At 69.4% G+C, this 22,088-nt stretch carries 15 protein-coding genes and 1 pseudogene; 2 read left to right on the plus strand and 14 right to left on the minus strand.

The genetic code is table 11. From position 1 onward, the window contains the following. Nucleotides 1–14 precede the first annotated feature (14 nt). The 3 genes from ACIHCL_RS27950 to ACIHCL_RS27960 all read right to left on the minus strand — a co-directional run bounded on the left by ACIHCL_RS27950 (nt 15) and on the right by ACIHCL_RS27960 (nt 3,393). Nucleotides 15–1,094, minus strand: coding sequence for a Zn-dependent alcohol dehydrogenase (locus ACIHCL_RS27950; RefSeq protein WP_399866027.1), 1,080 nt, complete (start codon nt 1,092–1,094; stop codon nt 15–17). 109 nt (nt 1,095–1,203) lie between these two features. Further along, nucleotides 1,204–2,562, minus strand: a complete 1,359-nt coding sequence (locus ACIHCL_RS27955) for an aldehyde dehydrogenase family protein (RefSeq protein ID WP_399866028.1) — start codon at nt 2,560–2,562, stop codon at nt 1,204–1,206. 3 nt (nt 2,563–2,565) lie between these two features. Further along, nucleotides 2,566–3,393, minus strand: a complete 828-nt coding sequence (locus tag ACIHCL_RS27960; protein ID WP_399866030.1) for a gamma-glutamyl-gamma-aminobutyrate hydrolase family protein — start codon at nt 3,391–3,393, stop codon at nt 2,566–2,568. A 96-nt stretch (nt 3,394–3,489) separates the two neighbouring features. Here ACIHCL_RS27960 and ACIHCL_RS27965 point away from each other — a divergent pair, with 96 nt between their 5' ends. Beyond that, nucleotides 3,490–4,227, plus strand: a complete 738-nt coding sequence (locus ACIHCL_RS27965) for a FadR/GntR family transcriptional regulator (RefSeq protein WP_399866031.1) — start codon at nt 3,490–3,492, stop codon at nt 4,225–4,227. Between the two features lie 127 nt (nt 4,228–4,354). Here the strand turns inward: ACIHCL_RS27965 and ACIHCL_RS27970 are convergent, their stop codons facing one another. The 7 genes from ACIHCL_RS27970 to ACIHCL_RS28000 form a co-directional block, all read right to left on the minus strand. After that, the gene (locus ACIHCL_RS27970; protein WP_399866032.1) at nt 4,355–5,197 is read right to left on the minus strand and encodes an ABC transporter ATP-binding protein; all 843 of its coding nucleotides are present in this window, start codon (nt 5,195–5,197) and stop codon (nt 4,355–4,357) included. A gap of 387 nt (nt 5,198–5,584) precedes the next feature. Beyond that, entirely contained in the window at nt 5,585–7,078 is a 1,494-nt protein-coding gene (locus tag ACIHCL_RS27975; protein ID WP_399866033.1) for an APC family permease, read from the minus strand. Nucleotides 7,079–7,432: 354 nt separating this feature from the next. Next, nucleotides 7,433–9,259, minus strand: coding sequence for a helix-turn-helix domain-containing protein (locus ACIHCL_RS27980; RefSeq protein ID WP_399866035.1), 1,827 nt, complete (start codon nt 9,257–9,259; stop codon nt 7,433–7,435). Between the two features lie 12 nt (nt 9,260–9,271). Further along, on the minus strand, nt 9,272–10,450 hold the full coding sequence (locus ACIHCL_RS27985; protein WP_399866036.1) for an NAD(P)/FAD-dependent oxidoreductase: 1,179 nt from the start codon (nt 10,448–10,450) through the stop codon (nt 9,272–9,274). Next, nucleotides 10,447–10,668: a ferredoxin gene (locus ACIHCL_RS27990; RefSeq protein WP_399866037.1), complete on the minus strand. Its 222-nt coding sequence runs from the start codon at nt 10,666–10,668 to the stop codon at nt 10,447–10,449. The genes ACIHCL_RS27985 and ACIHCL_RS27990 overlap by 4 nt, the downstream gene beginning before the upstream one ends. A gap of 5 nt (nt 10,669–10,673) precedes the next feature. Further along, a complete protein-coding gene (locus tag ACIHCL_RS27995) occupies nt 10,674–11,837 on the minus strand; it encodes a cytochrome P450 (protein WP_399866038.1) in 1,164 nt (387 codons plus the stop codon). Nucleotides 11,838–12,040: 203 nt separating this feature from the next. Next, nucleotides 12,041–13,423 (minus strand): glutamine synthetase family protein, encoded by a 1,383-nt coding sequence (locus ACIHCL_RS28000; protein WP_399866041.1) that lies wholly within the window; start codon nt 13,421–13,423, stop codon nt 12,041–12,043. Between the two features lie 472 nt (nt 13,424–13,895). Between ACIHCL_RS28000 and ACIHCL_RS28005 the strand changes: the two genes are divergently transcribed. Then, nucleotides 13,896–15,599: an FAD-dependent oxidoreductase gene (locus ACIHCL_RS28005; protein WP_399866042.1), complete on the plus strand. Its 1,704-nt coding sequence runs from the start codon at nt 13,896–13,898 to the stop codon at nt 15,597–15,599. Nucleotides 15,600–15,686: 87 nt separating this feature from the next. On the opposite strand, the pseudogene ACIHCL_RS28010 reads toward ACIHCL_RS28005, so the two are convergent. The 4 genes and pseudogenes from ACIHCL_RS28010 to ACIHCL_RS28025 form a co-directional block, all read right to left on the minus strand. Continuing rightward, nucleotides 15,687–15,791: pseudogene (locus tag ACIHCL_RS28010) on the minus strand (winged helix-turn-helix domain-containing protein); the annotation flags it as partial. A gap of 42 nt (nt 15,792–15,833) precedes the next feature. Then, nucleotides 15,834–17,678, minus strand: a complete 1,845-nt coding sequence (locus ACIHCL_RS28015) for an alpha-keto acid decarboxylase family protein (RefSeq protein ID WP_399866045.1) — start codon at nt 17,676–17,678, stop codon at nt 15,834–15,836. Next, nucleotides 17,675–19,792 (minus strand): flavin monoamine oxidase family protein, encoded by a 2,118-nt coding sequence (locus ACIHCL_RS28020; protein WP_399866047.1) that lies wholly within the window; start codon nt 19,790–19,792, stop codon nt 17,675–17,677. Before ACIHCL_RS28020 ends, ACIHCL_RS28015 begins: the two co-directional genes overlap by 4 nt. Nucleotides 19,793–19,808: 16 nt before the next feature. Next, nucleotides 19,809–21,299: a Dyp-type peroxidase gene (locus ACIHCL_RS28025; RefSeq protein WP_399866048.1), complete on the minus strand. Its 1,491-nt coding sequence runs from the start codon at nt 21,297–21,299 to the stop codon at nt 19,809–19,811. Nucleotides 21,300–22,088: the final 789 nt, after the last annotated feature.

Consider the following 22,088-nt stretch of genomic DNA (forward strand, 5'->3'; position numbering starts at 1 on the left):
GATGCCAGGGTGGTTCAGAAGACGACGAGGTCGCGCACCGCGTGACCGGCCTCCATGGCGTCGAACGCGTCGTCGATTCCGTCGAGGCCGACGCGCGAACTCACCATCTCCTCCAGCAGCAGACGCCCGGAGAGGAACAACTCCACGTGCTGGGGCATGGCCAGGCGGAAGTTCTGCGCTCCCATGTACGCGCCCTGGAGACGCCGGTCGTCGAGAAGGAGCCTGCCCTGCACGGGGAAGGTCTTGCCCGCGGGCATCAGGCCAACAATGGTCGCGGTGCCGCCCACGGCCAGCGCCTCCAGGGCGGCCGCCGCGGTGGCGGGTGCGCCCACCGCCTCGATGCAGTGGTCGACACCGCCCCCGGTGAGTTCCCGGATGGCTTCGGCGGCGTCGCACCGGGAGGCGTCCACGACGTCGGTGGCGCCCAGCTTGGTCGCGACGTCGAACTTCTCCGGCTGCCGGTCGACGGCGATGATCCGTGCGGCGCCGGAGATCCGCGCCGCCTGGACGGCGCTGAGGCCGATGCCGCCGCAGCCGATCACGGCCACCGTCTCGCCGGGGCGCACCCGCGCCTTGTTGAAGACGGCGCCGAGCCCGGTGGTGACCCCGCAGCCGATGAGCGCGGCCAGGTCCAGGGGCATGTCCTTGGTGATCCGCACCGCGGCGGATTCGTGGACGAGCAACTGCTCGGCGAAGCTGGACACGTTGAGGAACTGGTGGACCTCGGCACCGTCCTGGTGCAAGCGCGGCGCCGCGCCCGGGGCCCGTTGGCTGTGCGCGCCGGCACACAGGTAGGAGCGACCACTCAGACACCGTTCGCAGCGACCGCAGAAGGTCGTCAGGCAGGTGATGACGTGATCCCCCACGGCGAAGCCCTCGACCTCGCTGCCGACCTCGAGCACGACTCCGGCCGACTCGTGGCCGAGGATCGTCGGGCGCGGAATGTCGAACACGCCGCGCAGGTGGTAGAGGTCGCTGTGGCACAGGCCGGCGGCCGCGGTCCGGATCAGGAGCTCGTGCGCCCCCACCCTGCCGACCGCGACCTCTTCGACGCGGAGCTTTTCCTGGCCGTCCCGCAGAACCGCGGCTTTCATCGTTGCTCTCCAAACTGTGGATGGCGTCCGTCGAACGGGCCGCACGCGCGTGCCGTCCCGTTCGACGGACGGGGGTCGAAGGTCGGGTTGGGCCGGACCGGGACAGCTCTCAGCTCGTCGAGATGAAAACGTTCTTCTTCTCGGTGAACTCAAGGGCCGCGTCCGGACCGAGTTCGCGGCCGATGCCTGACTGCTTGAACCCGCCGAACGGGGTCTGCAAGCGGACCGCGCTGTTGTTGTTCACCGAGATGTTGCCCGCCTCCACGCCGCGGGCCGTCCGCAGCGCGCGCCCGATGTCCCGGGTCCAGATCGAGCCCGCGAGCCCGTAGTCGGTGGCGTTGGCGATCCGGATCGCGTCCGCCTCGTCGTCGAAGGGGATCATCGTCACCACCGGTCCGAAGATCTCCCGGGTGGCGCTCGGGGCCTTCCCGTCGCGTGACGTGAGTACCGTCGGGGCGAAGAAGAAGCCGGGGCCCTGCGGCGCCGCGCCGCGCACGAGGATCTCCTCCTCCTCGGTGACGAACGCGGCCACGCGGTCGCGGTGACCGGCGCTGATGAGTGGGCCGACCTGGGTCGACTCGTCCATCGGGTCGCCCACGGCGACCGCGTGGACGGCCGGCTTCAGGAGTTCCGCGAACTCGTCGAAGACCGCGCGCTGGACGAGCAGCCGCGAGCGGGCGCAGCAGTCCTGGCCGGCATTGTTGAAGACGCCCATGGGAGCGGCCTCGGCGGCGGCCTTCAGGTCGGCGTCCGCGTAGACGATGTTCGCGCTCTTGCCACCGAGTTCCAGAGTCACCCGCTTGAGATGGGGCGCGGCGCTCGCCATGACCTTCCGGCCGATGTCGGTCGATCCGGTGAAGACGACCTTCGCCACCTGCGGGTGGTCCAGCAGGGCCTGCCCGACCACGCTGCCCGAACCGGTGACCACCTGGACCACGTCCTCCGGCAGGCCCGCCTCGATCGCCAGCTCGCCAAGTCGCAGCGTGGTCAGGGGGGTCAGTTCGGAGGGCTTGATGACGACCGTGTTGCCTGCGGCGAGGGCGGGTGCCAGACCCCAGACCGCGATCATGAGCGGGAAGTTCCACGGGGCGATCACGGCGACGACGCCCACGGGCTCGTGGAAGGTGATGTCCACACCGCCGTCGACCGGGATCTGCTGGCCGATGAGGCGCTCGGGTGCCGCCGCGTAGTAGTCGAACACATCGCGGACGCGGGCCACCGTGCCCCGGGAGTCGGCGATGGGGTGCCCGCAGTTCTCCGTCTCGAGCCTCGCCAGGTTCTCCAGGTCCGCCTCCACGACGGTGGCGAACCGGCGCAGCAGCCGGGCCCGGTCGGAGGCGGACACCTTGCGCCACGTCTCGAACGCTCGCGCCGACCGCCGGACGGCCTCGTCGGTGCGCTGCTCGTCCAGCGAATCAACGGTGGCGATCACGCTCTCGGTCGCCGGGTTGATGACGTCGAAACCCATCGTTTATATCCTTTCCGAATTGGCCTGGTGCGAGGTTGTGCCGGCCTCGCTCCGCTCGCCGGCCGCCGCCGCGGCGGCACAACGGCCGACGAAGTAGCTGAAGATCTCGTCCGAGTCACCGACCTCCGGGTGCCACTGGACGCCCAGGATGCGGCCGGAGGAGTCCTCGAAGGCCTCGACCGTGCCGTCCTCGGCCCACGCCGTGGCGCTCAGGTCCGGTGCGAGGACGTCGACGGCCTGATGGTGGTAGGTCGGTACGTCGCCCCCGGCGCCGACGACTTGGTGCAGCAGGCTGTCCGGCGCCGTCCGCACGCGGTGCAGCGCGAACTCGCTCACCGTCGGGTTGTGTATGTCGCTTCCGACCTTGTCGGGCAGGTGCTGGATCAGGGTGCCGCCGAGGACGGCGTTCATCAGTTGCATGCCGCGGCAGATGCCGAGCACGGGAAGACCCGCGTCGAGCACGGCGCGCAGCAGAGCGGTCTCCCAGGCGTCCCGTTCCGGGTCGAACGGTCCGGCCTCCGCGTGCGGGGGCTGGCCGTAGTGGTCGGGGTGGACGTCGACGCCCCCCGCGATCAGGAGTCCGTGCAACGAAGTTGCGAGTTGCCCGGCCTCCTCGTCCGACCCGCCGACGGGAAGCAGGACCGGCACCGCTCCGGCCTGCCGCACCCGGTCGGCATAGGCGGTCCCGAGCAGGTGGGCTTTGCCTGACCACACGCGCCAGCGGGCGTCCTCCACGGGAACCGGGATACCGATCAGCGGCTGCGGAATCCGGCCGTTCGCCGGCGGATGCGCAGGGGCTGCCGAGAGATCGGCCATCAGAGATTTGGTCATACCGTAAGCTAAAACAAGGGCCAACTCGACCGCAATGGTGTGAACAAATAATTTCGAGCCCCTACACTGGCAGAAGGCAGCCGAGGGAGGACGTACGTGTCACGGACGAGGGACGACGAGACGGGGCGCGCGCCGACTTCCGCACCCTCCGCCCTCCCCGACAAGAACCCCTTCGAGGAGGCCCTGGCCGGCCTCGTCGCCCAGATCCGCACCGGGGCCCTGCCCCACGGCACACGCCTGCCTCCCGAGCGCGATCTGAGCGAGCAGCTCGGCATCAGCCGGACCACCATGCGGGCCGTCATCAGAGCGCTGCAACAGGTCGGCTACGTGCGCACCCAACGCGGGCGTGCGGGAGGCAGTTTCGTCATCTGGGAACCCACCACCGACACCGACCGGCACGACCGGCTGAGCAAGCAGATGAAGGACCGGCTGAGGGACATGCTCACCTATCGCTCGGTCCTGGAACCGGGTGCGGCAGCCCTCGCGGCCGAGGCCGAGCTGAGCGAGGAGCAGTGCGACGAGCTGCGGGAACGCCTGGCAGCCGCCTCGTCGGCGGGCCCGGCGTTCCGGCTCGCCGACGCCGAACTCCACGGCTGCATCGCCCAGTTGTCGGGCTGCCACGCCCTCATCGACTCGATCGCCAACGTCCAGCTCATCCTCAACGAGACGCTTCTGCAGGTCGTCCCCGTGATGGGGCCGGCGCTCGATCACTCCCATGAGCAGCACGCCGAGATCGTCGACGCCATCCTGACCGGAGACGCGGAGCGGGCCCAGCACGTCATGCGCGACCACGTCGGTGCGACCGCCGAGCTCGTCCGAAGCTTCCTCAGCTGAAACCCCACGCCCCGGCGGGCAGTTGCGGAAATGCACAGGGCGACGCCGTGGATGACGCCGCGATCCGGGATCACGGCTCTCCGGCCCGGCCCCGGACCGGTCGCCGCGCCGGCCGCGGGGCGCGGCGTCACGCGTTCCAGGAGGGGTCGGGGCGATGCCGAGCGGTCAGCCGGGCGCGCCAGCGGCCGCCGTCCCGGGAGACGGTGAGCGGCAGCCCGAAGCAGGTGCCCAGATGGGCCGAGGTCAGCGTGCGCGACACCGGGCCGCAGGCGACGCTGCCGCCCTTGCGTATCAGCAGGGCATGACCGAAGGAGACCGGCAGCTCCTCCAGATGATGGGTGACCAGCACCGTGGCCAGCTCCGGGTACTCCAGGGCCAGGGTGTCCAGAGCGTCGATGAGCCGCTCGCGGGAGGGCAGGTCCAGTGCCGCACTGGGCTCGTCCAGCAGCAACAGCCGGGGCTGAGGGATCAGGGCCCGCGCGATCCGGGCCCGGCTCCGCTCGCCCTGCGAGCAGAGCCGCACCTCTTGCTCGGCCAGCGGTCCCAGGCCCATCAACTCCAGTGCCTCCAGCGCCCGCTTGCGTTCGGCCGAACCGTAGCGGCCGGGCAGCGGCTGTACCGTGCCGGTGATCCCGGTGAGCACATATTCGCGGACCGTCAGCCGAGCAGGGATGGGGGTGGCCGCCGACACGTGTCCCACCTCGGCGCGCAGTCCCCGCAGATCGGTACGGCCCAGGCGGCGGCCGAGGACCTCCACGGTGCCGCTGCTGGGGTGCTGCACCGCGCCGGCCAGCGACAGAACGGTGCTCTTGCCCGCTCCGTTGTGCCCCAGCAACGCCCATCGCTCGCCGCTCCGCACCTCCCAGTCGATACCGGACAGCAGGACATGGCGGCCGTGCGGGGTGTGGCGCCACAGGTGGACGGCGTCGAACCGCAGAACGGTCTCGGAGGCGGTGGCAGTCGCTTCCACGGGCAGAATCTCCCTGCTTTCGGAGGTGGGAAGGGTGAAACCGGTAAGGGCTGTCCCGTGATCCGTGGTGGACCAGTGCGCGGCGTCGGATGTGGTACATCGCAAGGCGGAGGGGCGTCTGCATACGGGAGGTGTGCAGACGTTCCGACAACGCGGCGAGGTGCCGCATCCGACGCCGCGCGCCCGCCAGGGATTGCGGGACAGCCCTTGAGGGACGACCGCCGCACCGGCCGTGTCCGGCCGGTGCGGCGGGGCGCACCGCTCTCGTCGGGCCACCATCGGTGCCGGTGGCGGCCACGGCGGTGATGTGCGGCCGGGGCCCGATGACGATCGTGAACCGATCGTGGGCATGCGTCCGCAGACGCGGCGGGGCGTTGGCCCGGGACGTCAGTCGGTCAAGTGCCGGCGCCGTACCACCGCCACCACGAATCCCCCGACGAAGAACGTCGCGAGCAGTGCCTCGATTCCGATGGCCAGCCCCCGGGAACCCCCGATCAGCAGCGGGAAGTTCGTGAGGGTGAGGATCAGGCAGGTGAGCAGCCCCGCGAGCCCCAGCACGGGGGCGACCACAGTGGCCCAGACGTTTCGCTCGACCCGTGTGCGGCGGAAGAAGACGACCACGGCCAGGCAGGTCAGGCACATCAGTACCAGTACGCCGAGCGTGGCGGTCCCGACGAGCCACGAGAATATCTGGGTCACCGGGTCCATGCCGACCACCACGAAGATCACCAGCATCACCAGCGACAGACCGCTCTGCACCAGCGAGGCGGTGTGCGGCGATCCGTGACGGGGGTGGCTGCTGCCCCCGCCGATCGGAAGCGCGCCGGTGTTGGCCAGGGAGAACACATATCGGGCAGCCACGTTGTGGAAGGACAGGATGGCCGCGAAGATGCTGCTGACCAGCAGGAACAGAACGATATGCGAGCCGGCGGACCCGAGGTACCGCTCCACTGCCGTGATCAGCATGTTGCCCGGGTCGGCGTTCGCCTCCTTCACCGCCGCCTGGTCGCCCCAGGCCGACACCAGCGCCCATGACGACAACGCGTAGAAGCTTCCGACCAGCAGCAGCGCCAGGTAGGTCGCGCGAGGCACCGTACGGTCCGGGTCACGTGCCTCGTCCCGGTACACGGCGGTCGCCTCGAAGCCGAGGAAACTGGCGATCGCGAACATGAGCGCGATGCCCGGCGAGCCGGATGTGATCTGGGACGGTTGCAGGAGCGCGGTCGACAGGCCCGAGTCACCGCCGCCCCGGACGGTCACCACGAGGTCGAACACCACCACGATGCCGACCTCGCAGATCAGCAGCACCCCGAGCACCTTGCCCGACAGTTCGACGTGCCGGTACCCGAGCAGCGCGACGATCAGCAGCACGGCCGCCGAGTACAGCCACCAGGGCAGCGTCACCCCGACGTACTGGAACACCAACTCCTGTGTCGCCGCACCGATGTAGCCGTACACGCCGAGCATCACCGCGCTGTAGGTGGCGAGGGCGAGGTAGGCCGATCCGAGGCCCATGGGCCGGCCGAGGCTGGAGCGGACGTAGGTGTAGAAGGCCCCGGCCTTGGGCACGTGGGGCGTCATTCTCGTGAACCCCACCGCGAACAGCAGCAGAGTCGCACAGCAGATCACGAACGTGAGCGGAAACGCGGCACCGTTGCCGATGCCTATGCCCAGGGGCACCACTCCGGCGACCACGGTGAGCGGGGCCGCGGCCGCGACCACCATGAACACGATCGACCACACACCGAGATGGCCGCGCAGGGTGTGCGCCCTGCCCTCGCCGGGAGATCCGTCCGTCTCCGGGACGGCTGGACCGCCGGGTGCGGGCCGGTCTTGCAGACATGCCTGATTTCTGACGCTCTCGGACTGATGACCGGCCACCGGCGGACCTCCTCGAATACCACTTCGAAACAGGAAAGGAAAGACAACGGAAAGGCGTGGACGAAGACAGAAACGGATTTCGCAGGTGTGTCGCCCAGGGGCCCATTCCGCTTTCAACCGCGGCTGAACGGAAGCAAGAATGGTGATATTGCTCAGGTATGCCGTCGGCCTGGAGGTCTTTCGACGCCCCAGATGTTTTTCGAGATGCTAGGCGGCGGTCTCCGGCGCGTCTGTGTTCATTCCGCACATGCCTCACGGATCAAGCGGGCACTTTGCACCTGAGCGCCGTCCCGCACTCCCCGGCGGGGCGCCCGGCGCACGGGCGTGGATTCGGAGCGACCGCGACTCGGGTCATTATTTGCCTTTTGCGCCCGCAACCGCGGCGGGGATCGCCCCGTCGGCCAGTTGGGATTCGGCGGCCAGGGCGAGCCGCGCGGCGAGCGCGACCTCCCTCCAGTTGCCCAACTGGTCCACCGGCCGCCCGATCAGCTCTTCGATGCGCCCGAGCCGTTGCCTCAGGGTGTTGCGGTGGATGAACAGCGCGTTCGCCGTATCGGTCGCCGAGCAGTGACTGGCGAGATAGGTCTCCAACGTCGCCGACAGGGCGGTGCCGTGCCGAAGGTCGTAGCGGATGACCTCGGAAATACGGGCCAGGGCTTCCCGCAGCCCCTCGCTGATGTCCATGGCGACCTTGGGCAGGAGCTGAAGGTGGGCCACGTCCTGGTAGTGGACCACCGGCGTGCTCTCGCCGAGCAGTTCGGCCCACCCCAGGCCCCACTCCGCCTTGTCCAGGGCCACCGCCAGGTCACGGGCGTCGCTCGCCAGCGGTCCTATCCCCACGGCCACTCCGCCGCCGACCTCGGACCGCAGGCGCTTGACCGTGTTGCGGAGCGCCTGCTCGAAGGTCTTCCACTGCTCCGGCCGGGAGCGGATCAGCAGGGAGACCATGGGGGCCGAGGGGAGCAGCGCGACACCGTCCACACCGGCACACATCTCCCGCAGGGCGTCCAGCAGCCGGTCGAACGCCGCGGGGGTGCCGTACGTAACGGAGCGGATCCTGACGAGCACCGGATAGGTCGGACCGGGATGCCAGCCGAGGTCGCGCAGGATCCGTTCGGCGCTCTCGGGCGCGGGGGCCGCCGCCAGTCGCCCTGCCAGAGGTGTGGTCATCGCCGGATTGCTCAGCGAGGCGACCAGTGCCGCGGCCTGGGCCCCCAGGGCCTCCAGGATGCTGGAGTCGGCCTCGGTGAACGGGCGCCCCCGGTAGCAGGTGATCGTACCGAGCGGGAAGTGCGCCCCGAACGAGGTCGTGAACTTGTGCAGCTTCACCCCGAGCCTGTCCACCAGCGGGGGGAGGTCCGCCCGGGACTGCACGGACCGCGAGGCCACGGCGATCGACTTCTCCACATGGTCGGCAAAGGCGATACCGGGCCTGTCGTGCCCTCCCATCGTGTTGCGGTCGGCGATCTCGATGATGCACAGCACCGCGTCCACCTGGTCGCGGACCGACTCGGCGAGCACATCGGCGCACCGCTGCCGGGAACTGGTGGCATCGGCCGGCACGGTCATCAGGAAGCGGGCCGCGGCGGACTGGCGGCGGAGATCCCTCATCGTCTCGGCGTGGACCAGGCCGCTGGCCAGCAAGCTGCCCACCTCGGTCGCGAGGTCCACGTGGTGTGTGTCGAACGCGCCGGGCCGTTCGGAGTAGAGGGTGAACACCCCCAGGAGATCCCCGCCCGGTACGGCGATGGGAACCGCGACCATCGAACGGAACGCGTCCTCCGCCTCAAGGCCCGGGAATCCGACGAACCTCGGGTCGAGCTGGATGTCGTCGTGGAGGACCACCGTCTGCCGCATCAGCGCGGACCACCCGGTGATGCCCTCCCCCAGGCGGAGTTGGATCCGGTCGACGTGGGCGGCCACCCGCCCCGTCGTCGCGACCCGCATCACCAGGCGTTGGCTCTCGGGATCCCACAGGTACACGTATGTTCCGTAGGCCTCGGTCGCCCGCATGACGAGGTCCACGGCCCGCTGGGCCAGGGCGAGGGGATCCCTGCCCTGGCTCAGCAGCCGGTTGAGCTCGGCCAGCATCTTGGCACGGCGCTCGACCGCGACCAGTTGCTCGGTCATCTGGTCGAGATGCGCCTTGAAGGCTTTCGGGTCCGCGGAAGGGTTGTTCATGGAGGGACCCTCTCAGCCTGTGGCCTTTACCGTCTTCCTCATGGCCAGGGCGAACTCCTTGGGAGCGTTGACGGCGATCCGGGCCACGACCCCGCCGTCCCGCTCCAGGGTATAGAACGCCGCCTTCCGCGCGGGTGCGTCCATCTGCTGGACGAGGGTCGCCTCGCGCTCCGGCGTACCGAGGACCTGGATCCTCCTGCCGAACTGGTGGCTCCAGAAATAGCGCGGGGTCCCGCCCACGGGTTCTGTCGGCTCCAGGCCGAGCAGGCGGCGCGCCAGATGGCGTCCCTGGCGTTGGGCGGTGGTCCAGTCCTCCTGGCGCCGCGGCCCGGTCCCGTCCGCGTCCCACGCGGACACGTCGCCGATGGCATGCACGTTCGGGACTGGCCCGGACGAGGTGTCCAGGGCCGTTCCGTCGCCGTCGCACCGGATGCCGTCGGCGAGGTCGAGACCGGATCCCGCGAGCCAGTGGACCGCGGGACGGGTGCCCACCGCGCTGACGACCAGGTCACCCGTGAGCGGGCCGGAGTCGGTCGACACCCGCCAGCCCTCGCCCTCCCTGGTGATGTACTCCACCCGCGTGCCCAGGAGCAGCCCCACACCGGAGTCCCGGATCCACTGAGCCGCCTCGGCTCCCAGGTGGCCGCCCAGGAACCGGTCCAGCGGCCGGTCGGCCTGGTCGACGACGGTGACCGCGCAGCCGGTGTCGTTGAGGCTGGAGGCCAGTTCCGTCCCGATGGTGCCGGCGCCCAGGACGATCACGTACCGACCGGGCTCGGCGAACTCCCTGATCCGGCGCGCGTCCGCGGCCGTGCGCAGCTCGGCGACGCCGTCCGGCTGACCCGGCAGCCGGACGGGAGCCGATCCGGTGGCGACCACGATGTGGTCGGCACCGAGGGTGACGCGGCCGCCCTCCCCGGCCGGGGCGACCTCGACCGTGGAGGACGCGATGTCCAGTGCGCGGGCCCGCCCCCGGACCAGCTCGCAGCGTTCGTCCCACCACGGTGCCCGCGGTCGGGATCCGCTCCCGGTGAGGAACTCCTTGGACAGGGGCGGCCGGTCGTACGGCGCGTCCGGGTCCTCGTCGACGACGGCGATCCGGCCGGTGAAGCCGTCCGCGCGCAACTGTGCGACCAGGGCGCCCGTGGCCACTGACGCCCCGACCACGAGGAGGTTGGCGGCGGCGTTCATGCCTGGTGGTCCTCCGTCCGCGGGTCCGCCGTGAGCTGGATCGCCCGCTCCGGGCAGTTGACCACCGCGTGCCGAAGGTCCTCGGTCACTTCGACGATCCGGTTCTCCTCCGGGACGAAGGCGTACCCCTCGTCGTCGATGTCGAAGATGTCCGGGGCGAAGGCGAAGCAGCGTGCGTGGCCCTGGCAGCGGGTCGAGTCGACAGAAACGTTCTGCATGGTGCTCACCGTCCGATCCGAAGCGTCAGCGGCCCGACACCGTGCCACGGCTCATTCGGGTCGGCCAGCGAGAACTCACCGACCGTGTTCAGGAACTCCTCCAGCGCGACGACCAGTTCGAGCCGCCCCAGGTTGGAGCCGAGGCAGCGGTGGATGCCGCCGCCGAACGAGAGGTGGCGGTTGTCCTCGCGCTCCAGGTCGATCTCCTCGGGACGGTCGAAGACCTCCGGATCCCGGTTTCCCGCCCCGAAGACGAGTACCACCCGCTCACCGGCCTTGATCTGCTGTCCGCCGACCTCGGTGTCCCGCATGCAGGTACGGGCCATGGCCTGGACCGGCGACATGGTCCGCAGGAACTCCTCGGCCGCCGTCGGGATCAGATCGGGATTCTCGCGCAGCCGGGCCTGGGCCTTCGGGTTCTGGGCCAGGTACCACAGGCTGCAGCGGATCGCCCACGCCGTCGTGTCGAGCCCGGCGAGGAACAGCAGGTAGAAGAAGGACCTCAGCTCCTCCTGGGTGAGCTTGCGCCCCTTCATCTCCACGTTGAGAAGGTGGCTCATGAGGTCGTCGGACCCCGTGTCCCCGGCGCGTGACTTCAGCAGCGCGTCGAAGTAGTCCATCACCTCCTGGCTGGCCCGCTGGGCCCGCGCGTGGTCGTTCACCCGCTCGTAGATGACCTCGTCGATCCAGCGGTCGAACTTCGGCCAGTCCTCCTCCGGGAAACCGGCCAGCCGGCTGAACACGATGGTCGGCATCGGCCGGGCGAAGGTGGCCGAGACATCGACGACCTCCTTCGAGGCGGCCTCGGTGGCAAGCTCGCGCGCGGTGCGATGCATGCCCTCGCTCAGCTTGGCGATGGCCTTCGGGGTGAACAGCGGAAGGAGAAGCCGGCGGTAGTCGGTGTGCTCCGGCGGATCGACGTCGATCGGGATCATCGGCAGGTCGTTGCCGAAGTCGGGCAGGAGCATGCTCGGGGTGACCGAGAAGGTCTCGGGATCCTGCTCGGCGGCCAGGATGTCATCGCTCTTGGTGAGGAACCAGAAGCCACCCAACTGCTCGCTCCGTCCCACCGGGCACTGCTCCCGCAGCTCCTGGTAGGTATCGAAGATGTCGTCGAGCGCGGCTCCGTGATAGGTGAAGTTCTGAGCCGCTGTCGAGGCGTCGGACATGGATCGTTCTCCTTTGATGGTGCTTGCGAAGATGCGCGGCTTGTCCCGCGGACGAGGGGAGAGCGCGGGCCGCCCCGCCCCGGCTCACGAATCCGGTTCTCGTCCGTGAAGCCGTGTTCCGGGGAAACGGGAGGGGCGGCGGTGGCGGCTTCGAGGCGTCCGTCCCGGACCTGTGGGAAGCCGGCCCGCTCCGGCCGGGTGGATCAGATGTGCTCCATGTACCGGGCCATCTCCCACTCGGTGACCGCCGAGGCGAACTTCTTGACCTCCCACCGGCGCATGTCCGCGTAGTGGTCCACGAAACGGTCCCCGAGGGCCTTGCGGGCGAAGATGCTCGCCTCGAACAGGTCGATCGCGCCGGACAGCGTCGTCGGAAGGAGGTTGCTCCGGGCGGCGGGCAGCGCGTAGCTGTCGCCCTCGACGGCCGGGGGCAGCTCCATGCCCTGCTCGATCCCGTCGAGCCCCGCCTCCAGGCTGGCCGCGATCACCAGGTACGGGTTCGCGTCGGCGCCGGCGATCCGGTTCTCGATCCGGGCCGACGACCCGCCGCCGGGGATGGACCGGATGGCGACCGTGCGGTTGTCGATGCCCCAGGTGACGCCCGTGGGGGCCCAGTCGCCGGCGAAGGTGCGCTTGTAGGAGTTGATGTTGGGCAGGAAGAGCGCCGTCAGGTCCGCCGCGTTCTCGACGAGGCCCGCGAGGTAGCTGTTGCCCACCTCGCTCAGCCGGCCCGGGTCGGACGGGTTCGCGAAGGCCGGGGTCCCATCGGCGCGCAGGAGGCTCTGGTGCATGTGGCCGGAGGATCCCGCCCAGCCGGGATTCACCTTCGCCATGAATGACGCCGTGAGTCCGTGCCGGGCCGCGAGTTCCTTCACCGTGTGCTTGAACAGCATCGCGTTGTCGGCGGCCTTCACGGCGTCCGAGTAGTGCAGGTTCACCTCGAACTGCCCCGGACCGTGCTCACTGTTGCTGGCCTCGATGCTGATGCCGTACTCGGCCAGCCGACGGCGCACCTCTCCGATGATGAACTCGTGACCGGTGTCCCGGTACACGCTGTACGTGTGGTTCCCCTCGGACAGCGTCTCCAGGTCGCGCCAGCCGCGACGCGCCAGATCGCGCGCCGTTCCCTGGAACAGGTAGAACTCGAATTCATAAGCGGCGAGCGGCTGGTATCCCAGTGCTTTCGCACGCTCGGCGGCCGACTTCAGGATGTTCCGCGGGGACAGGTCGAGCGATTGGCCGTCGCGCTCGAAGACATCGCAGATGACGGATGCCGTGCCCGGTTCCCAGGGGACCACGGCGAGCGTGGACAGATCGGGCCGCATGTTGATGTCCGGGTAACCCGTATGGGCCCCGGTGTAGGCGAGCTCCGAAATCGGCTCATCCTGGAGGTCCCAGCCGAACAGGATGTTGCACAGGAAAGTCCCGTCACGCCATACACCGTTGAGAAAGTACTCGCTGGAGATCCTCTTGCCACGCCAGAGTCCGTCCAGATCCACGGCTCCGATCTTGAACGTATGAATCCCGTTCTTCTTGATGAAGTCGCTTATCAACTCCTGGTCAGCGGATTCATCAATTGCTGCCATGGTCCCTCACTCCAATCCGAATGGGCCGTATTCCGGGCCCAAGGTTGGGCAACTTCGGTGCGATGACTTTAGGCAGGGGGGATCAATGCGTCTGTGTGCAGAACGCACATACTTCCCCGGCCGGGAGGGCGCCTCGCACGTTGCCCCGTTGACCCCAACACCCGAGCATGGGACCACTGTTGAGGTGGTGAGGACCCGTGCACTCCGCCGTCGGAGCGCGCTCGCCCCACCACCTCGCGGGACGATACATGTGCGATGTGAACACCATGAGCCGCCGGGGGCGGGCAGCCGGCTGCCCGCCCCCGGCGGCTCACACCGGCCGCACGGGGCGGGGCGAGCGCGCTTCCCCGCCTTTACGGGGGAAAGACCTGCGGCCAGGTGTTCCGGACGGAATTCCGGCGGGTTTCGAGCACACCGCCGGGTCGGATGACGCGATCACCGCGGGTGCGGTCGGCGCGAGTGGAGGTACCGCATGACCTACGTGGTCACCCAGAACTGCTGCAACGACGCCACGTGCGTGTCGGTGTGCCCGGTCAACTGCATTCACCCCACGCCTGACGAACCGGGCTACGGCACAGCCGAGATGCTCTACATCGACCCGGACAGTTGCATCGACTGCGGGGCGTGCGCCGACGCGTGCCCCGTGGACGCGATCGTCACGGAATTCGACCTCACCGCCGCCACCGAGCCCTATCTGGAGATCAACGCCCGCTACTTCGCGGACCCGGCGCACAAGGACTACTCCGCGACACCGTACGAGGAGCGAAAGCCGAAGGTCGAGGTGTCGGAGCCGGGGCCGCTGCGCGTGGCGATCGTCGGATCCGGGCCGGCGGCCGGCTACGCCGCCGAGCAGTTGCTCACTCGCAAGGGCGTCGAGGTCGAGGTGCACATGTTCGAGCGCCTGCCCACCCCGTGGGGGCTCGTACGGTTCGGCGTCGCACCCGACCACCAGGCCACCAAGTCGGTGGCCAAGCTCTTCGCCCGCACGGCGGGACGCAAGGGCCTGGATTTCCACCTCAACGTCGAGGTCGGCACACACCTCACCCATGAGGAACTGCTGGCTCACCACCACGCGGTGATCTACGCCGTCGGTGCGACCGGCGACCGCAAGCTCGGCGTACCCGGCGAGGACCTGCCCGGCTCGCACTCGGCCACCGATTTCGTCGCCTGGTACAACGGACACCCGGACTTCGCCGACCGCACGTTCGACCTCTCCGGTGAACGCGCCGTGATCGTCGGCAACGGCAACGTGGCCCTCGACGTGGCCCGGGTCCTCGCCGGCGACGTCGAACGCCTGGCGCGCACCGACATCAGTGACCGGGCCCTGGAGGCCCTCGCCACCAGCAAGATCACCGAGGTGGTCGTACTCGGCAGACGCGGTCCCGCGCAGGCCGCCTTCACCACTCCCGAATTGCTGGGCCTGGCCGAGGCACAGGGTTTCAAGGTCTGCGTCGACCCGAACGACGCCAAGATCGACCCGCTGACCGCGGCGGCCCTGGAGGCCACCCCGCACACCATGGCGGGCCGGAAGACCGAAATCCTCGGCGAGTTGGCCGGGCGGCAACGCACCTCGGCGGGCAAGCGCATCGTCCTGCGCTTCCTCACCTCCCCGGTCGAGATCCTCGGGGAGGACCGTGTCCGCGGGGTGCGCGTGGGGATCAACGAGCTCGTCGACTCCGGCGGACGGCTGGAGGCCCGCGCGACCGGCGAGACCGAGGACCTCGCGTGCGGCCTGGTACTGCGGTCCATCGGATACAAGGGCAACCCCGTGCCCGGGCTGCCGTTCGACGACTCCCGCGGCACCCTGCCCAACGACCACGGCCGCGTCGTGGATCCCGTCGCCCGCACACCGATCACCGGGGTCTACACCGCAGGTTGGATCAAGCGCGGCCCGTCGGGCGTCATCGGCACCAACAAGAAGTGTGCCGAGGACACGGTCCAGGCGCTGTTCGACGACTACTCCGCAGGCCGCCTGGCCGCACCCGCGCAGGGCCGCGACGCCCTGCGTGCACTGATCGCCGAGCGTCAGCCGGACGCCCTCGACTACGCGGCCTGGCAGGCGATCGACCGCCACGAGCGAGCCACCGCCAAGGAGCACCAGCGACCGCGCATCAAGCTGACCTCCGTCAGCGACATGCTGCGGGTCGTGCAGGAGGCGCGCGACGCGGCCGAATGACCGATCCGCGCACCGAGCGGTGTCCCGCCCGGGACACCGGCGATCACTGCCCCTGCCACTGCGGTGCCTGAGAGCGGCGAAGCGGGCGATCTCGGATTCGTCCCGCTCCACCGCCCGACGCTCCGGCCGCTGCGGACTCCACCCCAACCCGCCGGTCAGCAGTCGCCAGACGATCGCGGGCACAGCGCGCACCGGCCCCGGTCCGAGGACCGGGGCCGGTGCGCCGTACGGCGGCTATTGGCACTTCTCGTCGATCTTGTACTGGAGTGCCCGCGGGTAGTCGTGCCGGCTGAGCCGGACCCGGGCCAGGATCGGGGCGCGGTTGATGTCATGGCCCGGATCGGCGATGTCGAGCAGCAGTGACTCGAGCTCGGTGTGGGTGGTGAGCTCCCGCCCGTGCATCCGGTCCTTCTCCGAGCCGAAGACCTCCGCCAGCCTCTCGTACTGCCACGGGTGCAGCACGTTGTAGAAGTCGGCCCCGTCGGACGGCTTCTGCTTGTAGTAGCAGGGGTTGACCAGCATCTGCTCGATGCCGTAGAAGCCCTCGTTGTCCAGGACGAAGACCACCGGCCGCAGGTGGTGGCGCACGTGCGTGGACAGCTCCTGGCAGATCTCCTGGAACGAGCCGTCCCCGACGAACACCAGCGGCCGCTTGAGCGGCTGCTGGCGGGCCAGCGCCACCCCGGTGGCCGCGCCGACCGAGTAGCCGATGGACAGCCAGCTGTTCTGTGCCACGAAGCTCGCCCGCTCCGCCATCCGTAGATTCATCGAGCCCAGCAGTGCGAACGCCGCGTCCGAGACCACCGTGAACGGCGAGGTGGCCTCCGGGCCGTCGCCCTGCGCCTGGCTCAGCAGGAAGGCGTTCATGTGTTGGAAGAACCCGTCGTACGTGAGCTCCTCGGGGTACTCCGTGCTGCTCAGGCCGGTCAGGAAGGCGATCGTGCTCGCCGGGACCTGCCGGTCCTTGGCGTGTGCCAGGGCGAAGAGGTCGGTCTCGAACGCCCGCTTGCCGAAGGCGGCACCCAGCGCGTCCCGCAGCGCGGGGACGAACCGCGCCAGCTGGACGTCCGGGAAGTACTGCGCGCCGACACTGACGCCCTCGCGGGCGGCCACGATCCAGTCGTCGCCGATCGACTTCTCGCCACCGAGGTTCTTCGACGTCGACCAGGTGCCCAGGCCGATCCGGCACCCGGCGGCCTTGAATGCCTTGCACACCTCCGGCAGGCTCGCCTTGCCGTTGTAGACGCCCATGAAGCCCGGGGTGTTCTCGGAGACCACGGACTTCGCGCCGACGGTGGTGCAGAACGGGATGCCGGTCAGCTGCACCAGCGAGACCAATTCCCGCTCCAGCCGGTTGCGTTCGATCTCCTCGCCCGCCCACAGCACCGGCGTGCCGAGCCGTTCGACCAGCTTCACCGAGGCCTCCACCGCCTTGGCGAGCATTTCCTCGTTCTTCTTGGTGAACGGTCGTTCCTGGCGTCGGAGTTCGCCCTGCGGCGCGGCGCACGGGGCATCCCAGAGGTCGTCCATCACCTCCAGGTAGACCGGCCTGCGCTCGGTCAGACCGGCGGTGATCGCGCTGTCGATCTGCGAGGGCGCGAGCCCGGGGTTGGAGATCACCTGCGCGTCCACCGTGACCTGCCGGTAGACCTCCAGATTGCTCTCCCGGCGCTGACTCATGTGCGAGGTGAGCAGACCGACCGCCTGGTAATTGAGCCACTGCTCGTACGACGGCGCCCCGTTGATCGCGATCACCGGCACGTACTCGACGTACGCGCCGCCGATCGGGTTGAGCAGGCTGAACGCGCCCACACCATAGGTGACCGCGACGGCGGCGACGCCCTGCTCGCCCTTGGCGAGGTCGGCGTCGGCGGCCCGCACCCGGGCGTAGGCGTCGGCGGCGTAGCCGCCACCGATCTCGGTCGGGGTGCCGACCCAGCGCACCCCGGTGGTGGCGTGCATGATCGTCAGGAACGGGCCGAGGTGGTCGCCCGGCACCCCGAACAGGTACCGGATGCCCAACTGCTCCAGTCTGGTGGCCAGGTAACGACCCACCGTCCATTCGCTGTTGTCGCTCATCTGCTCAGCACCTCCGCTCTGCGTGCGCGACCTGTCCGCGCTTCGGGCCGGATCTCAGGTTTGGCGCGGGGCGGTGGCGCGGGCGCCTCGTGCACGGCGATCGCCGCGCGGACGGCGGTCTCCACCGCGCCCTCGATCCAGGCGTGCTTGAGCGAGACGTGCTCGCCGGCGAAGTGCACCGGGCCCTCCGGCTTGACCACGTCGAGGTGAAAGCTGGTCATCTGGTGCGGGGTGTACACCGCCGCCTCGCCGAAGGCGTACGGGTCGCGCAGCCAGCTCTGGGTCTGGCCGTAGCCGGTGTAGAACACTTCGATCCGCCGGCCGTGCACCGACTGGAGGTTGCGCAGCGCGTACACGTACCGCTCGGCGTCGGCCATCGAGTCCCAGCGCGCCGCGTCGTCCGACCAGCTGTAGCTGGCCAGCACCACTCCGCCGCCGCTGTCGGGCACCGGGTGCGAGGGGTAGTACATGAAGCGGTTCGGGTTGTCGGTGGTCGAACCACCGCCGAAGCAGTTGGTGGCGGGGCGCACGCTCGCCTGGCGCAGCGGGGTGTGCTGGAAGACCTCCAACTGCTCCTGGCTGATCCGGCTGGAGTCCACGCTCCGGTGGGCGCCGAGCAGCACCCTAGGCAGATTGGGCGGCGGCCGGTGCCCGTTGTGCGCGGCCGACGCGGCCGGCGCAGCCGCCTCGGCGTCCTCCTCACCGGCCCGTTGGTAGTACTCGTACAGGCCGGGTTCGATGGAGTCGAGCTCGTCCTTCCAGTCCGCCTCGGTGAACTCCCACCACCGGCGGGAGAACTCCAGCAGCACCTTGGTGGCCTGGTCGTAGTGCGTCTCGATGATCGCCCGGCGCTTCTTGTACGAGTACGGGGGCGTGACCTGGACGAACCGCAGCGCGGAGAACGGGACGGTGACGATCGCGAAGTCTCCCTTCCAGACCGTGGGTTCGGCCGCTGGTTCGCTCTCGGGCACGGTGTGGACGGCGACCCGCGGCCCGTTCGGTCCGACGTCCTGGCCGGCCATGCCGTCGCGGCGCGGGTCCCAGTACTCCATCCGGATCATGCGCTCGCCCATTTCGAGCTCGTCCTGAAGCTCCATGGCGAGGGCGTGGGGCAGCTGCCAGCTGCCGCCGTCGATCTCCCAGTAGGTGGCGTCCGGGTTGATGTCGCTGCGGCCCAGGAAGGTGTGGAAGAAGGACAGGTGCAACCGCGAGGTCATGTTCTCGATCGTGCCGACCGCCTCGATGGCCTCGTCGCTGAAGCCCGCGTACTCGCGCAGGAAACGGCCCATCGAGTAGCCGTCGAAGTCACGGATCAGCCGGGCCCATCCGTCCAGCCACTCGGCGAACGGCTTGCGCACCCGCTTTCCGTCCTCGATGTACGAGTAGTAGTCGCGGACCGGCTCCAACGCCTGGTTGACCATCTCGGCTGCGGTGATCCGCGCCTCGTCGCCGGTGAGGTGGAAGCCCTCGTTGACGCCGCTCGGGTCTGCGGCGTACTCGCTGCGGCGGGCCTGGATCCGGTTGGTGCGGATCCAGCTGTTGGAGCGCTTGGCCGGTTCGAGGAAGTCCGGGCTGTCCTCGCCGTACTTCCAGACTTTGCCGTCCTCGAAGGACTCGTAGACCACCGGCGGGACGGGCGTGTCCTGGTTGCCGGTGTCCGGATCGACGTCGACGTTGTAGAACAGCTGCCGTTTCAGGCCGAGGCTGTCGACCAGGGCCAGGGTGAGCGGGTGGAAGCTGGGCAGTCGCATCGCCCCGGCCTCCCCGTACTGCTCCGGGTCGCAGAACGGGCTGTCCTGCTCGCCGACGGCGGTGCGGAAGGTCTTGATCCGCCCGCCGACCCGATTGGCGTTGGCCTCCAGGATGGTGACGTTGTGCCCGGCCTCCTTGAGCAGCTTCCCGGCGACCAGACCGGCGATCCCGGCGCCGACGATCAGCACGTTCTTGGGCTCGTCGGTCTCCGGGATGCCCTCCTTGATCAGGACGTCGAGGTAGCGCAGCTTCAGGTCCTTGTCGTCCGGACCGACCAGCAGCAGCTCGCGGGCCAGCTGCCGGCAGGTCTGTCGGCGGGCGCGGTCGCCGGCCGTGCCCTCGACGGTGGGGTTCTCGTTCATGGCTTCTCCTCGCCGCTCAGGAGCCGACCGGCTTGTTGGGGAGGTCCTCGCCCTCGGCGAGCAGCCGCAGCGTGCTGATCGAGGGGGTGAAGGCGTAGAGCGCGCCCGTGGTGCGGACGAAGCGCTTCATGTCGACCGTGCCGGAGGTGCCGTCCACGAGTTTGATCGAGGCCTTGCCGGCGAGGCCGGTGACCTTGTCGAAGCCGTTGGCGGCCGCCTCGTCGGATTGGCTCTTCCCGGGGGTGAACGTGTCGTCGTTGGACCAGTGCCGCTGGACCAGTTCGAACTGTTCTTCCAGCGAGGTGCCGTAGCAGACGAACATCAGCCCGCGGTCCTTGCCGTCGTCGGCGCCGCCTTTGAACCCGGGGCCGTACGGAATGCCGCGGCGCATCAGGCGGTGGCTCTTCGGCTTCTTGTCGACGATTCCGGCGAAGGCGCGCGGATGGGTGCGGCGGATGTGCGCGGCCCAGGGGGTGTGCTGGCCGATGGGGTCGTTCGTGTAGTCGAAGCCGTTCCGGTCCGGGCCGAGGCCGGTCACGGCGCCGCACGGCGGGGCGAGCGGTGTGCCGTCCTTGGCCCGGCCGACCAGACAGGCACCGAGCCGGTCGGCGTCCATGTTCCCGGTGAAGTTCTTGACGCCGTCCGCCATGGCCTTGTTCCAGCCGGCGACATCCTGGCGCAGGCGGCGCACCACCTGGAGGGAGCCGTTCTTCATCCACGCCGGCGCCTTCCGGTCGCCCTTTTCGCTCTTGTGGCCGAAGACGAACTCGCCGGGTTCGATCAGCTCGGTCCCGGCGTGGTTGTCGCGGAAGCCCTTGCGGTCGGCGTCCTCGCGGTGGAAGTCCTTGACGCCGGGCTGGGAGATGCCGTCCTTGTAGCCGAAGTGCTCGTGACCCTTCAGCTCGCCCGTCAGGGTGCGGCCCTCGTCCACATGGACGCGCGTGATCTGGTGGGTCTGCTCGACCGTGTCGAGGTTCTTCAGTTTCTCCTTCAGCAGCGCCTCGGTGTCCGCGGCGACGATGAGGACCGCGTGCACAGCCTTGTCGCCGGTCCCGGCCCCGAACAACCAGGTCCTGGGGTCGCTCTCGCCGGTGTCCCCGAGAGCCTCGGCCCGTGCGGCCGCGCCCGCGCAGAACGACGTGAAGGTGCTGAGGTCCTTCTTGATCTGATCGGGCTTGTTGGCGATCGTCACGAGGCCCTCGAAGGTGAGGGAGACCCCGCAGCGGACGGTGGTGATCGACGGGTCGCGGCCGAAGGCCCGGCGGGCCAGCGAGAACTGCTCGTTGAAGTCCTCCGTCTCGGTGGTCGTCGCGACGGTGTTGAGGATCGCGGAAAGCCAGCCGCGGCCCTTGGCGGCGTCCGGGAAGTGCAGGTAGCGGAAGTCCATGAAGTCCTTGTTGAACGCGGCCAGGATGTTGCCCTGGATGTCGGTGGACCCGCGCAGCTCCGGCTGGGGCAGCTGCTCGATGGACGGGACGGCCGTGGGACGGATGGGGGTCGTGGTCACGGTGGGGCTCCTCGCGTGGGGTGGAGGGCGACGGCGAATTCGTAGGGGAATGACACGATCACCATCGATTACAAACAGTGACGTATTAGATACTCAAAGTAGGTAATCCGTTGCCGTGAGCCCTGTCAAACGGAGGCCGGCCCCTCGGCGGGTCACACGGTGTCGTCGGGCGGAGCGTCCCCGCGCAGGCACGGACGGGCGAACGAGAGGAAGAGACCGCCGCCCCGCGAGGACCACCAGCACCGCCCCGTCCACCACCCGTGCGCCCGGCGCTCCGAAGGCCTCGCGCAGCACCGTGCCGACCGGATCGGCGTCCGCGCCCGGGAGCACCGGGCCGAGGTCGGAGACCGACCTCACCAGGGCAGGCTCACCCCGATCGCCCCACCCCGCCGCTGTGGATGGTGCACCGCATAACGGGAGGCCCAGTCCGGCTACGCTTCATCGCCCGGAGAGGGCGTACTGACGGCGCGGGACCGAGTCCGCTACCCGGTGGCTGCACGAGACGAGGAACGCCCGGCCGCGGGTGCCAAGGAAGCACGTCGAGCAGCAGGAGCGCCAGCTCAGGTTCTCGCGGATCGCGCGCCGTTCGGCTTCTTCGCGGGCGAGGGCCCGCCGGTGGACTTCGCGATCGCGGTGGGTGCGGCAGGAGCGCTGGTGGGGTGACTTGTCCGTTCCTTGTCGGGCGGGCCTGGCCGAATACGTGCCGCCGCCGTGCTCGCGCTGTTAGCTTAAGCAACGAGAACCAGAGCACAAATACCTCCGACGACCGCCGATGAAAGAGGTCGGCAG

The sequence above is a fragment of the Streptomyces sp. NPDC052042 genome (assembly GCF_044548345.1).
Lineage (GTDB): Bacteria > Actinomycetota > Actinomycetes > Streptomycetales > Streptomycetaceae > Streptomyces.

Excerpts from the sequence above, each read along its gene's own strand:
- ACIHCL_RS27950 (WP_399866027.1), bottom strand. The coding sequence starts at position 1,094 with ATGAAAGCCGCGGTTCTGCGGGACGGCCAGGAAAAGCTCCGCGTCGAA.
- ACIHCL_RS27955 (WP_399866028.1), bottom strand. The coding sequence starts at position 2,562 with ATGGGTTTCGACGTCATCAACCCGGCGACCGAGAGCGTGATCGCCACC.
- ACIHCL_RS27960 (WP_399866030.1), bottom strand. The coding sequence starts at position 3,393 with ATGACCAAATCTCTGATGGCCGATCTCTCGGCAGCCCCTGCGCATCCG.
- ACIHCL_RS27980 (WP_399866035.1), bottom strand. The coding sequence starts at position 9,259 with ATGAACAACCCTTCCGCGGACCCGAAAGCCTTCAAGGCGCATCTCGAC.
- ACIHCL_RS27985 (WP_399866036.1), bottom strand. The coding sequence starts at position 10,450 with ATGAACGCCGCCGCCAACCTCCTCGTGGTCGGGGCGTCAGTGGCCACG.
- ACIHCL_RS27990 (WP_399866037.1), bottom strand. The coding sequence starts at position 10,668 with ATGCAGAACGTTTCTGTCGACTCGACCCGCTGCCAGGGCCACGCACGC.
- ACIHCL_RS27995 (WP_399866038.1), bottom strand. The coding sequence starts at position 11,837 with ATGTCCGACGCCTCGACAGCGGCTCAGAACTTCACCTATCACGGAGCC.
- ACIHCL_RS28000 (WP_399866041.1), bottom strand. The coding sequence starts at position 13,423 with ATGGCAGCAATTGATGAATCCGCTGACCAGGAGTTGATAAGCGACTTC.
- ACIHCL_RS28005 (WP_399866042.1), top strand. The coding sequence starts at position 13,896 with ATGACCTACGTGGTCACCCAGAACTGCTGCAACGACGCCACGTGCGTG.
- ACIHCL_RS28015 (WP_399866045.1), bottom strand. The coding sequence starts at position 17,678 with ATGAGCGACAACAGCGAATGGACGGTGGGTCGTTACCTGGCCACCAGA.
- ACIHCL_RS28020 (WP_399866047.1), bottom strand. The coding sequence starts at position 19,792 with ATGAACGAGAACCCCACCGTCGAGGGCACGGCCGGCGACCGCGCCCGC.